A 12458-nucleotide genomic window follows, 5' to 3' on the forward strand; every position below is an offset into this window, starting at 1 on the left:
ACCCGATGATAGTCAAACGTTCAACCGTTTCGCCACCCCCTCAGCGGCGGAAGGCCTCCCGGCGCGCCGTCCCGTCGTAGCCGCCGCGCGGGGCCGACAGCCCGAACAGCGAGCCGACGGTCGGGGCGACGTCGACCGTGCGGGCCTGCGCGGTGGACACACCCTGCCGCACCCGCGGGTGGCCGCCGGCCACGAAGAACGGGATGGGCTCGGTGGCGGGGTGGCCGTGGTTGCCGGGGATCGGGTTGCTGACCACCGTCGGGTCGCTGAACCGCCACCCCGGGCGGCAGTAGGCGACGAGGTCACCGGCCTCCGGACCCAGCCGCAGCTGGGCGGGCGGCTGCACCGACAGCACCCCCGGGTGGGCGCGCACCAGCGACGCGACCTCCTGCAGCCCCCGGCTGCGGTCGCGGGCCGCGCCGGTCCAGTAGAGGAGGTCCGCGCCGCCGTTCTGGCCGATCTGCACCTGGCTGCGCAGGTCCGGCCGGGCCTGCAGGACCAGGTCCACCGAGATCACGTTCGTCGGCACCGAGAAGTCCATCGAGTGGTCGGCCAGCACCACCAGCACCGACGAGGCCCACCGGCCGGTGGTCTGCAGGTGCGTGGTGAACCGGGCGACCTGCAGGTCCTGGGTGGTCAGCGAGGCCCGCCGGGCCGCGGCCAGGCCCAGCGGGCCGGTGACGTCGGAGTGCCCCACCCGGTCGACGTCGCCCAGGTTGACGAACACCAGGTGCGGGTCGAACTCGTCGACCATCGCGATCGCGGCGTCCATGGTGGCCGCGTCCGGGGCGTGCTCGGTGACCGGGACGAGCGGGAAGGGCTCCCAGCGGTGCGTCGCGCGGGTGCCGAAGATGCCGTACAGGTACTCCTTGCTCAGCACCGACCCGGTCGTGCGACCGGTCGCCGCGAGCCGTTCCAGCAGGGTCGGCGCCTTCAGGTCGGTTTGCCGGTCCAGGGTGCGGACGGCGCCCTCGGCCCGGTCGAAGACCGCGTTGGCCGGGACGCCGGACCGGTCCGGGCGCACCCCGCTCATCATCATCACGTGGTTGGGGATGGTCTCCATCACCGGCAGCGACCGCGCGTTCGGGAACGTCGTCCCCGCCTGCTGCAGCGACCACAGCGTCGGGGTGGTCAGCGCCGTCACCTCGTCGGGCCGCATGCCGTCGGTGACCAGCACGTAGACCCGCAGGTCGGTGCCGGTCGCCCGGGCGGGTCGGGCCCCGGCCGCGGTCGAGAGCAGCACGCCCGCGCCCCCGGCAGCGGTGACCTGCAGGAAGCGGCGGCGGGAGAGGTCGGTCATGCCCGGATCCAACGTGCTCCCGCTGCCCCGGGTACGGCCCGCACGGAGGCGTCCCCGGATGTTCACCTCGGGGTCACGCGGCCGCGGGCACCCGCCCGCGCAGCCCCGCCAGCACCAGCTCGGCCGGGTCGGGGTGCACCGGCCGGCGGCGGGGACGACCCGCCGCCCCCAGCACCGCGGCGCTCAGCTGCGCCCGCGTCGTGGTCCACGGCGCGAGACCCGCCCCGGCCAGCACGGCGGCGTTCGCCCGACCGTGCCCGGGGATGGGCCGGTGGGTCACCAGGGGCAGACCGGCCACCAGCGCCTCGGTGCAGGCCATGCCGCCGGCGTTGTGCACCAGCACATCGGCGACGGCCATCAGCTCGGGGACGTCGTCCCGCCAGCCCAGCGCGACCACACCGGGGAGCGCGGCCAGCCGCGCCCGGCGCCGCTCGTTGCGCCCGCACAGCACCACCGGCGCGGCCCCCACGGCGAGCAGGTCCGCGACCGTGGTGCCGACGTCGCCGAGCCCCAGCGAACCGGCCACCACGAGGGCCACCGGCCGGGCGCCGTCCAGGCCGAGCCCGGCGCGCAGCCGCGCGGTGCACCGGGAGGGCACCGGCACGGCGAACCGGGCCGGCACCAGCGGCCCGGCTGCCGTCATCGGCACGCCGTAGCGCGAGCGGCCGTGCCGGGCGGTGGCCTCGGTGACGGTCAGGTGGGCGTCCACGGCGGGGTGCACCCAGGTGCGGTGCACCGCCGGGTCGGTCAGGTACGTGAGCACCGGTGCCCCCAGCCGGCCCGCGGCGCGCAGGTCGCCGAGCGTCTGGGAGGCCAGCGGGTGGGTGGAGACGACGACGTCGGGAGCGCACTCGCGCACCCAGCGGTCCACGGCCGGCGCTGCGGAGGTGGCCGCCCGCCGGGCCGCCCGCCACAGCACGCCGTCGCGCTCCAGCCCCCGCACGAGCAGCTCGAACGCCGCCGGGGCGCGGTTGACGCAGGGACCGTAGGCGTCCCCGACCACCCGGCGCACCGGCCCGGGCAGCGCGGTCAGCAGGTCCTGCACCCGCACCGCAGCACCGGAGGACCGCAGGCGGGCGGCGAGCTCGGCGGCGGCTGCGTCGTGCCCGGCCCCGACGGCTGCCGACACGACGAGCACCACGGGGCCGGGGCGGGTCGGCGGGCTGTCCACGGGGCCGACGCTGCACGCCCCGGGTCGACGGCCGGCGTGGGCGCGCTTGCGGGTCGGCGAACAGCGCGTGGCCGGCGGGGGCGCGGCGGGGGCGCGGCGGCGACCTTCACCTGGTGTCCACGTCCGCGGAACCCGGTGGCCGCCCCGCCGGGGCACCCTGCGCCGGTGGCCCCCCTCGACGTCCCCGCAGCCCCGCACTACGTCGCCGACCCCGAGCTCCGGGGAAGGTGGCAGGACCTCGCCGGCTGGCGCCTGGCGCCGCTCCCGGACGGGAACTCCGACGAGGACTGGGACGACGACCGCGAGCTGCTCGACCCCGCGGGCCGCCTCGTCGAGACCTGGCGCGAGGACTACCCCTACGACTCCCGGCTGCACCGCCGGGAGTACGAGATCGAGAAGCGCCGGCTGCAGATCGAGCTGCTGAAGATGCAGGGCTGGGTCAAGGACACCGGCCAGCGGCTGGTCGTGGTCTTCGAAGGCCGGGACGCCGCCGGCAAGGGCGGCACCATCGAGCGGTTCACCGAGCACCTCAACCCCCGCGGCGCCCGGGTGGTCGCGCTGGACAAGCCCACCGAGCGCGAGCGCGGCCAGTGGTACTTCCAGCGCTACACCGCCCACCTCCCCGCCGCCGGCGAGATCACCCTGTTCGACCGGTCCTGGTACAACCGCGGCGGCGTGGAGCGGGTGATGGGCTACTGCACCGACGAGGAGTACCGGCTGTTCTGCCGGCAGGCCCCGGAGTTCGAGCGGATGCTCGTCGACAGCGGCACGACGCTGGTCAAGCTGTGGTTCTCGGTGACCCGCGGCGAGCAGCGGACCCGCTTCGTGGTCCGCCAGATCGACCCGGTGCGGCAGTGGAAGCTCTCCCCCACCGACCTCGCCTCGCTGGACCGGTGGGACGACTACACCGCGGCCAAGGAGGCGGTGTTCGCCGCCACCGACACCGACCACGCGCCGTGGACGGTGGTGCGCAGCAACGACAAGAAGCGCGCCCGCCTGGAGGCCATGCGGCACGTGCTGTCGGTGCTGCCCTACACCGACCGCGACGAGGCCCTCGTCGGCTCCCCCGACCCGCTCGTGGTGGTCAGCGCGCACGACGTGCTGGAGGCCGACGCCCGACCCGCCTGAGGTTGTACCGTCGCCCGCATGGGGGCTCGTCGGGGTGCCCTCGCCGTGCTGGCGGGGCTGGTGGTCGGTGCGCTCGGCGCGCCCGGGACCGCCGCCGCGGCCCCCGCGGACGACGGCATCGGCTACGACGTGTCCTACCCGCAGTGCGACCAGCCGCTGCCGGCGGTGGCGTCCTTCGGCGTCGTGGGCGTCAACGGCGGCCTGGCCACCACGGTCAACCCGTGCCTGGGGGAGCAGCTGGCCTGGTCGGCGGCGCTAGGCCCGGTGCAGGTCTACGTCAACACCGCCAACCCCGGCCAGCAGCGCGACGCGGTGAGCACCTGGCCCAGCAGCGGCGACAGCCCCTACGGGGTGTGCGACGGCGGCCCGGGCCCGGCCTGCTCCTACGTCTACGGCCGCACCCGCGCCGCGGTCGACATCCACGCCTTCCTGCTGCCCGCGGCCGCCCGCGCCGGCGTCCCGCTGGTGCCCGCCGAGCTCACCTGGTGGCTGGACGTGGAGACCGAGAACACCTGGCAGACCGGCTCGGCCGCGGCGCAGGCGGCCAACCGCGCCACCCTGGAGGGCATGGCCGACTACCTGGCCGCCACCGGCGCCCCGGTCGGGCTGTACTCCAGCGGCCAGCAGTGGGCGCAGATCGTCGGCTGGGTGCCGCCGGGGTCCTCGCTGCACGAGCTGGACAGCTGGCTGGCCGGCGCCTCCGACCCGGTCGGGGCGGCCCAGCTGTGCTCGTCGGCGTCGCTCACGGCCGGCGGCGACGTCGTCCTGGCCCAGTTCGTCACCGAGCTGGACGGCCGGCTGCTGGACCACGACCTGCCCTGCTGAGACCCTGCCGGGCCCTCGCCCGGCAGACTCCCGTCCGTGGACTCCGGTGCGGTGCGGTTCGGGTTGGTCGGCTACGGCTTCGGCGGGCGGTTCTTCCACGCCCCGCTGCTGGCCGCGGCGCAGGGCGTCGAGTTCACCGGGGTGGTGACGACGTCGGCGGAGCGGCGGGCCCTGGTGGCCTCCGACCACCCCGGGACCGCCTGCTTCGACTCCCTGGAGGCGCTGGCGGACGCGGGCGCGGAGGCGGTGGCGATCTCGACCCCGGCCGGCACGCACAGCGAGCTGACCGACCGGGCGCTGGACCTCGGCCTGGCCGTCGTCTGCGACAAGCCGTTCGCGCTGGACGCCGCCGCCGCCCAGGCGTCGGTCGACCGGGCGGCCGCGGCCGGTCTCGCGCTGTCCCCCTACCAGAACCGGCGGTGGGACTCGGACTTCCGCACCGTGCAGCGGCTGGTCGCCGACGGGTCGCTGGGCGAGGTGCGGTCGCTGGAGTCGCGGTTCGAGCGGTGGGCACCGGGCCCCGGTCCCGGCGCCGCGGGCGGTGGCACGCTGCTGGACTTCGGCAGCCACCTGGTCGACCAGGCGCTGGTCCTGCTCGGTCCCGTGGCGCAGGTGACCGCCCGCTGGTCGGTGCGCGACTCCGGGCTCGACGACGACGTCCTGGTGCTGCTCGACCACGCCGGCGGCGCCCGGTCGGTGCTGCAGGGCAGCTGGCGGCAGGGGGCGCCCGGCCCGCGGCTGCGGGTCACCGGCTCGGCGGGGAGCTACGTGGTCGGGACCGGCACCGACGACCGCGGGCTGGGTGCCATGGACGGCCAGGAGGCGGCGTCCCTGGCCGGGGTGGCACCGGCCGACTGGGGCACCGAGCCGCGCGAGGCCTGGGGCCGGCTGCACACCGGGGCCGACTCGGTCGAGGTGCCCAGCGAGCGGGGCGCCTGGAACACCTTCTACCCGGCCTTCGCCGACGCCGTCCGTGGCCGGGGCCCGGTGCCGGTCGACCCGCGCGACGCCGTGGCGACCGCCCGGGTGCTCGACGCCGCCCGGCGCAGCGCCACCGGCGGCGGGACGGTGGCCCCGTGACCCTCTCCGGCACCGACCGCACCCACCTGGCCCGCTGCGTCGAGCTGGCCGAGCAGGCACTGGACGCCGGGGACGAGCCGTTCGGCTCGGTCCTGGTGGCCGCCGACGGCACCGTGCTCGCCGAGGACCGCAACCGGGTCGCCGGCGGCGACGCCACCCGGCACCCGGAGTTCGAGCTGGCCCGGTGGGCCGCCGAGCACGTGCCCGCCGACCAGCGCCCCGCTGCCACGGTCTACACCTCCGGCGAGCACTGCCCGATGTGCTCGGCCGCGCACGCCTGGGTCGGCCTCGGCCGGATCGTCTACGCCAGCTCCTCCGCGCAGCTCGCGCAGTGGCTCCAGGAGCTCGGCGTCGCCCCGGGCCCGGTGGCCACCCTGCCGGTGCGGACGGTGGCACCGGGCATCCCGGTCGACGGCCCGGACGAGGAGCTGTCCGCCCGGGTGCGGGAGCTGCACGTCCGGCTGCACCGCAGCCGCGGCTGAGCCACTCGACGGCGGGCCGCCCGTGCCGTTGACTGCGCGGCGTGGGCACCCGGGAGGACGTCGCACGGCAGCGGTGGCGGGACCTGCTGCCGACCGCCTTCCTGCTGGCCGGTGACCAGGCCTCGGCGCGGGAGCTGACGACCCGCACCCTGGCCGACCGGCGCGCGCGGGCCGAGCACGACGCCCTGGTCGACCTGCTGGTGCTCCGCCACCGGCGGCGCCGGTGGTCCGGGCGGGCGAGCCTGCGCGGCGAGACGGCCGGGCCCTGGTGGGCGTCCGGCGCCGACCTCGCCGACGCCGCCGACCTGGCCGACCGGCTGGACGCCCTGGACCCCGACGCCCGCGCCGCGGTGGTCCTGCGCTGGTACGAGGACCGCTCTCCCGCCCGCGTCGCCGAGCTGCTCCCCGGCACCGACCCGGACGCGCTCGCCGCGCAGCTGCCCGGGGACCTGCCCCGCCGGCTCGACGTGCTGGCGGGTCTCTGCGGGGCCGGCTCCTGGGACGACGACCAGGTCGCCGACGCGGTGCGGTCCGTGGCCGGCCGCCGGACCCGCCGGGCGGGGCTGGCGGTCGCCGCGGCGGCGGCCCTCGTCGCCGGGGCCGTCCTGGCGCCCGGGCCCGCACCCCGGGGCACCGGGCCGACGGCGTCCCCGACCCGCGCCGCTCCCCCGGCCGGCGGCGTGGCCGCCGTGGCACCCCGCGGTGCGCTGGTCACCGACGCCGAGCTCGTCGCGGGCCTGCAGCGGCGTCTGGGGGCCGCCGACCTCCCGGGTGCGGACTACCTGCCGCTGTTCGTCGACGACGTCGAGGGCGTCCGCGTCGCGCTCATGGCGCCCACGTCGCCCAGCGGCCTGCTCGCCTGGCTGACCGGCCCGGCCGGGGCCGACCCCGCCGACCTCGACGTCGTCGGCAACGGGGACCGGCCGAGCGCCCCGGCCGTCGCCGTGGTGGTCCCCGGCGAGGGCGCGCGGCCGGCCCGCGTCGTCGTCCTCGCCGAGGCCGGGGCCGGGGTGACGATCTCCGCGGGGGTCGTGGTCGACCCGGCCACCGGCGCGGTGCGACCCGCCGTCCTCGACGTCCCGGCGCCCGACGGCGTCGCCGCCGTCACCCTGGACCGGCCCGACGGGTACGCGGTGCGCGTCGTCGTCACCCCGCTCGGCGCGGCCACCCGGGACGTCGTGCCCGCCACGCCGGGCCTCCTGTTCTTCCCGGTCGGCCCCGGACCGGACCTGCCCAGCCGGTCGGGCCTGCCGGTGGCGACCGCCGGGGCGGCCGGGGCCACGCTGTCGGTCATCACCGCGGCGACCGGCTGGGCCGAGGACGACCTCGACGTCCGGGTCCTCGGGTCCGGTCTGCTCCCGGCCCCGGACGGGTCCACCTACGAGGTGGTCTCCGTCGGCGCCGTCCTGCCCTCCGGCGCCGTCGTGACGGCCACCGGGGTGCACCGCTCGGTCACCGTGGCCGACGGGACGACGACGACCTGGAGCTCGTGCGGGGGCAGCGCCTACCCGGCCGGGACCGACCTCGAGGAGCTCGTCGTCGCCGCGACCTGCTCGGTGCGCAGCGACCTGGCCTCCGGCGCCGAGCGCACCACCGTGGTCTTCGCCCCGCGCGACGAGGACGTCGTCCTCGACACGGGGGCGGGCGACCCGCCGGTCACCGCCGAGCTCGTCGACGGCTTCGGCTGGACGGCCGAGCTCCGCAGCCAGGACTTCCGCACGGCGACCACGCCGGACGGCGCCGTCGCACCGGTGGCCGGCCCGACGAACGACGCCCTGCGCTACTGACCGGCCCCGGCCGGCCGGGGGGTCAGATCGGCTCGACCTGGTCGGCCTGCGGGCCGCGGTCGCCCTGGCTGGTGGTGAACTGCACCCGCTGTCCCTCGTCGAGCTCCCGGTAGCCGCCGCGGTCGGGGATGGCCGAGAAGTGCACGAAGACGTCGGCGCTGCCGTCGTCGGGGGCGATGAAGCCGAAGCCCTTGCCCGCGTTGAACCACTTGACGGTGCCCTCCTGGCCGCCCTGGAGCGGCGGCGGCACGTCGCGCGGGCCGGCCTGGCGGCGCGGCCGGTCGGCACCGCGGTCGGAGCCGCGGGCGGGGTCGCGCCGGGCCTCGCGGCGGGCGGGGTCGCGCCGCGGCGGCGGGCCGGCCTGGCCCAGCGGCCGGACGACGTCGGCCTGCGGCCCGCGCTCGCCCTGGCTGGCGGCGAACTCCACCCGCTGGCCCTCGGCGAGGTCGCCGTAGCCGCCGTCGTCCTCGATCACCGAGTAGTGCACGAAGACGTCGCGCGAGCCGTCGTCGGGCTCGACGAAGCCGAAGCCCTTGTCGGCGTTGAAGAACCGCACGGTCCCCTGCTGCAGGCCCGACCCGGACTGCCCGCCGCCGTACCCGCCGCCGTACCCGCCCCCGCCGGACAGCGGCTGCACGTGGGTGGCCTGCATGCCGCGGTCGCCCTGGGCGGCCTCGAACTCCACCCGCTGGCCCTCCTCGAGGGAGCGGTAGCCGCCGTCGTCGACGATCGCGGAGAAGTGCACGAACACGTCGTCGCCGCCGTCGTCGGGCGAGATGAACCCGAAGCCCTTCTCGCCGTTGAAGAAGCGCACGGTGCCCTGCGGCAGCCCCGACCCGGCGTCGGACCAGCCCCCGTCGTCGTAGCCGCCGTGCCCGCCGTGCCCCCCGCCCGCGGAGCCGAGCGGCTGCACGTGGGTGGCCTGCATCCCGCGGTCGCCCCGGGCCGCCTCGAACAGCACGCGCTGGCCCTCCTCGAGGGAGCGGTAGCCGCCGTCGTCGACGATCGCGGAGAAGTGCACGAACACGTCGTCGCCGCCGTCGTCGGGCGAGATGAACCCGAAGCCCTTCTCGGCGTTGAAGAAGCGCACGGTGCCCTCGGCGCCGCCCCCGGAGCTGCGCGGGGCACGGGCCGGCTCGCGCCGCGGCGCGTCGCGGCGCGGCTCGCGGGAGGCGGACCGGTCGACCTGCACGGGCGGGCCGCCCAGCGGGGTCACCCGGTCGGCCTGCAGACCGCGCTGGCCGGGGCTGGCCTCGTACTCGACCCGCGCGCCCTCGTCGAGGCTGCGGAACCCGCCGCGGTCCTCGATGGCCGAGAAGTGCACGAAGACGTCCTCACCGCCGTCGTCGGGCCCGATGAACCCGAACCCCTTCTCGGCGTTGAACCACTTCACGAACCCCTGCGGCATGCCCTGCTCCTGCTTCCTGCTGCTCGGTGGCACCGGTGTGCCGTGTCCAGCGTCCCACTTGCCGTGCTCAGTCCTCCGGAGGGTGCACCGGTCGGGGCGCGAGCACCAGGCACAGCGCCCCGACGGCGGCGAGGAGGTAGAGGCTGGCCAGCCGGTAGACCACGACCGCGGGCACCGCCTGCGCGGCCGGCAGGCCGGCCGCGACCAGCGCGGAGGCCACCGCGGCCTCGACGACGCCGATCCCGCCGGGGGTGAGCCGGGTGGAGGAGACCAGCGCGCCGGCGGCGAAGGCCAGCACCGTGCCGCGCAGCGAGAGGTCGGCGCCGACGGCGTGCACGGCGAACCACAGGCACAGGGCGTCCAGCAGCCAGTTGGCCACCGCCAGCAGACCGGCCAGGGCCGCGTTGCGGACGCCGGGGCGGATGGCACCCAGCGAGGTCAGCGCGTCGTCGACCGCCGGGCCGACGACGGCCGGCCGGAGCACCGTGAACCAGCGGGACAGGGGTGCGAGGACCGCGGCCAGCAGCTTGACGACGAGGTCCTTGGCCTCGGGGCTGCGGGTGACCGCGAGCAGGGTCAGCACCGGGACGACGGCGGCCACCGACGCGACCGAGGCCACCGCCGCGCCGAACGGGCTGCCGGTGGCCGACGCGCTCACCGCGACCACCGCGGCCAGCGCCACCGTCGAGCACACCCCCGACACCGCCAGCACCCAGCTGACCAGCGCGGCGCTGTTGCCCAGGTCGCGCATGCGCCGGAAGGCGTAGGCCACGCTGGCCGCCGACCCCGCCAGCGGCAGGCCCACGGAGATGGCGTTGCCGCCGTAGACGGTCGCGGTGAGGCTGCCGGTCGGGGCCGTGCCGCCGCCGGCCCGCAGCAGGATCTGCTGCTGCCACACCAGGCACTGCATCGACAGCAGCTGGACGGCGACCGCGGCCACCGCCCACCGCACGTCGGTGCCCGACAGGGTGCGGAACCAGCCCACCACGGACTGCCAGAACACCGCCAGCAGCACCGCGGTGCCCACCGCGAGGACCCCGCCCAGGGCCGGACGCCACCACCGCGCGACCGGACCGCGGGCGTCCGCGGTGTCGTGGCCGCCCGGGTGCTCCGGGTCCCGGCCGCTGCTCATCGCGTGCACGGTAGCGACCCGCGCCCCCCTGCCGACCGACCCGCGGCCCCCGGGGTGCCCCGTCCGGGTGAGGCGGCACCGGTCCGACCCCAGGTCTTCACCCTGCGCACACCCGTCTCCGCCCTGCCGCACACCCCGGTGGGCAGATGATCACCCGTGACCGTGCTGCTGGCACCCGTCGGGACCCCCGCCCCGCCCCGGGTCGTCCCCGTCCCGCCCCGTCCCGCGGTCCCCCCGCCGGCGCGGCGGGTGCCCTGGGCCGACGTCCGGTGGGCGGTGCTGGCCACCGTGCTCGGCCCGGTGGCCGGCCGGCACCCCGACGTGGCGATCGCGCTGGTCGGCGCCGTGGACGAGGCCGTGGCCGCCGGCCGCGCGCAGTGGCGGCGCCGCACGGTGCCGCCCACCCGCCGCTGACCGGTCCTGTCGGTGGGTGGCCGTAGCGTGGCACCCATGAGCCGCACGCACCCCGAGCTGAAGACCCCACCGCCCCTCCCGGAGGGGGGCCTGCGGATCGTGGCGCTCGGCGGGCTCGGCGAGATCGGCCGCAACATGACGGTGTTCGAGCACGAGGGCAAGCTGCTGGTGGTCGACTGCGGGGTGCTCTTCCCCGAGGAGCACCAGCCCGGCGTCGACGTCATCCTCCCCGACTTCACCTCCATCCGGGACCGCCTCGACGACGTCGTGGCCATCGTGCTCACCCACGGCCACGAGGACCACATCGGCGGGGTGCCCTACCTGCTGCGCGAGCGCCGCGACATCCCGCTGGTCGGCTCGAGGCTCACCCTGGCCTTCATCTCGGCCAAGCTGGAGGAGCACCGGATCAAGCCGGTGCTCCGCGAGGTCACCGAGGGCGAGACGGTGCCCTTCGGCCCCTTCGAGACCGAGTTCCTCGCGGTCAACCACTCCATCCCCGACGCGCTGGCCGTGGCCATCCGCACGAAGGCCGGCCTGGTGCTGCACACCGGCGACTTCAAGATGGACCAGTTCCCCCTCGACCGGCGGATCACCGACCTGCGCGGCTTCGCCCGGCTCGGCGAGGAGGGCGTCGACCTCTTCCTCACCGACTCCACCAACGCCGAGGTGCCCGGCTTCACCCTCAGCGAGGGCGACCTGGTGCCGGCCATCGAGACGGTGTTCCGCACCGCCCCGAAGCGGGTCATCGTGTCCAGCTTCGCCAGCCACGTGCACCGCATCCAGCAGGTGCTCAACGCCGCGCACGCCCACGGCCGCAAGGTCGCCTTCGTGGGCCGGTCGATGGTCCGCAACATGGGCATCGCCCGGGAGCTGGGCTACCTCGACGTGCCCCAGGGCCTGGTCGTCGACCTCAAGCAGATGGACAAGCTGCCCCCCGACCAGGTCTGCGTCATCTGCACCGGGTCCCAGGGCGAGCCGATGGCGGCGCTGTCCCGCATGGCCAACCGCGACCACGTCATCCGCATCTCCGAGGGCGACACCGTGCTGATGGCCAGCTCGCTCATCCCCGGCAACGAGAACGCGATCTACCGGATCATCAACGAGCTCACCCGGTGGGGCGCGAACGTGGTGCACAAGGGCAACGCCAAGGTGCACGTGTCCGGCCACGCCAGCGCCGGCGAGCTCGTGTACTGCTACAACGTCGTCAAGCCCCGCAACGTGATGCCGGTGCACGGCGAGTGGCGCCACCTCAAGGCCAACGGCGAGCTGGCGATCCGGACCGGCGTGCACCCGCGCGGGGTGGTGCTGGCCGAGGACGGCCAGGTCGTCGACCTGGTCGGCGGCAAGGTGCGGGTCACCGGCAAGGTCAGCGCCGGCAACGTCTACGTCGACGGCGCGACCGTGGGCGGGGCGACCGAGGCCTCGCTGAAGGACCGGCGCAACCTCGCCGAGGAGGGCGTCATCACGGTGGTGGCCATCGTCGACGCCGACACCGGCCTGCTGGCCGAGCCGCCGGACTTCCTGGCCCGCGGGTTCGTGCACGACGAGGGCACCTTCGACGGCGTGGTGCCGCTCATCGAGAAGGCGCTGGCCAAGGCCGCCGAGGAGGGCGTCGGCGGGGCGCTGCAGCTCGAGCAGCTGATCACCCGGGCGGTGGCCCAGTGGGCGCACCGCAACGGCCGGCGCAGCCCGATGATCATCCCGGTGGTCATCGACGCCTGACGACGTCCC

At 76.5% G+C, this 12458-nt stretch carries 11 protein-coding genes; 7 read left to right on the top strand and 4 right to left on the bottom strand.

Annotation, left to right across the window (positions count from 1 at the left end; genetic code table 11):
- Positions 1–40: 40 nt before the first annotated feature.
- Positions 41–1300, bottom strand: a complete 1260-nt coding sequence (locus BLT39_RS09790; protein ID WP_091062247.1) for an alkaline phosphatase family protein — start codon at positions 1298–1300, stop codon at positions 41–43.
- A gap of 73 nt (positions 1301–1373) precedes the next feature.
- Positions 1374–2471, bottom strand: a complete 1098-nt coding sequence (locus tag BLT39_RS09795) for an MGDG synthase family glycosyltransferase (RefSeq protein ID WP_165640221.1) — start codon at positions 2469–2471, stop codon at positions 1374–1376.
- A gap of 165 nt (positions 2472–2636) precedes the next feature.
- Between BLT39_RS09795 and ppk2 the strand changes: the two genes are divergently transcribed.
- From ppk2 to BLT39_RS09820, 5 genes are read left to right on the top strand one after another with little or no spacing between them, the layout of a single operon-like run.
- Positions 2637–3599 (top strand): polyphosphate kinase 2, encoded by a 963-nt coding sequence (gene ppk2, locus BLT39_RS09800; protein WP_242658289.1) that lies wholly within the window; start codon positions 2637–2639, stop codon positions 3597–3599.
- Between the two features lie 18 nt (positions 3600–3617).
- A complete protein-coding gene (locus BLT39_RS09805; RefSeq protein WP_091062249.1) occupies positions 3618–4424 on the top strand; it encodes a glycoside hydrolase family 25 domain-containing protein in 807 nt (268 codons plus the stop codon).
- 36 nt (positions 4425–4460) lie between these two features.
- Complete coding sequence (locus BLT39_RS09810) at positions 4461–5504, top strand: Gfo/Idh/MocA family protein (RefSeq protein WP_207507821.1); 1044 nt, start codon at positions 4461–4463, stop codon at positions 5502–5504.
- Positions 5501–5986 (top strand): nucleoside deaminase, encoded by a 486-nt coding sequence (locus BLT39_RS23290; RefSeq protein ID WP_091062252.1) that lies wholly within the window; start codon positions 5501–5503, stop codon positions 5984–5986. Before BLT39_RS09810 ends, BLT39_RS23290 begins: the two co-directional genes overlap by 4 nt.
- A 41-nt stretch (positions 5987–6027) precedes the next feature.
- Positions 6028–7773 carry a hypothetical protein gene (locus BLT39_RS09820; protein ID WP_091062254.1) on the top strand — a complete coding sequence of 582 codons (1746 nt, stop codon included), beginning with the start codon at positions 6028–6030 and terminating at the stop codon, positions 7771–7773.
- 22 nt (positions 7774–7795) lie between these two features.
- On the opposite strand, the gene BLT39_RS23590 is transcribed toward BLT39_RS09820, so the two are convergent.
- Positions 7796–9181 carry a cold-shock protein gene (locus BLT39_RS23590; RefSeq protein WP_091062256.1) on the bottom strand — a complete coding sequence of 462 codons (1386 nt, stop codon included), beginning with the start codon at positions 9179–9181 and terminating at the stop codon, positions 7796–7798.
- Between the two features lie 67 nt (positions 9182–9248).
- The gene (locus BLT39_RS09830; protein ID WP_131801456.1) at positions 9249–10313 is read right to left on the bottom strand and encodes a lysylphosphatidylglycerol synthase transmembrane domain-containing protein; all 1065 of its coding nucleotides are present in this window, start codon (positions 10311–10313) and stop codon (positions 9249–9251) included.
- A gap of 156 nt (positions 10314–10469) precedes the next feature.
- Here BLT39_RS09830 and BLT39_RS09835 point away from each other — a divergent pair, with 156 nt between their 5' ends.
- Both BLT39_RS09835 and BLT39_RS09840 read left to right on the top strand, forming a co-directional pair.
- Positions 10470–10727, top strand: a complete 258-nt coding sequence (locus BLT39_RS09835) for a hypothetical protein (RefSeq protein WP_091062260.1) — start codon at positions 10470–10472, stop codon at positions 10725–10727.
- A gap of 36 nt (positions 10728–10763) precedes the next feature.
- Positions 10764–12449: a ribonuclease J gene (locus BLT39_RS09840; RefSeq protein ID WP_091062262.1), complete on the top strand. Its 1686-nt coding sequence runs from the start codon at positions 10764–10766 to the stop codon at positions 12447–12449.
- Positions 12450–12458: the final 9 nt, after the last annotated feature.

Source organism: Klenkia brasiliensis, assembly GCF_900100695.1.
Classification (GTDB): domain Bacteria; phylum Actinomycetota; class Actinomycetes; order Mycobacteriales; family Geodermatophilaceae; genus Klenkia; species Klenkia brasiliensis.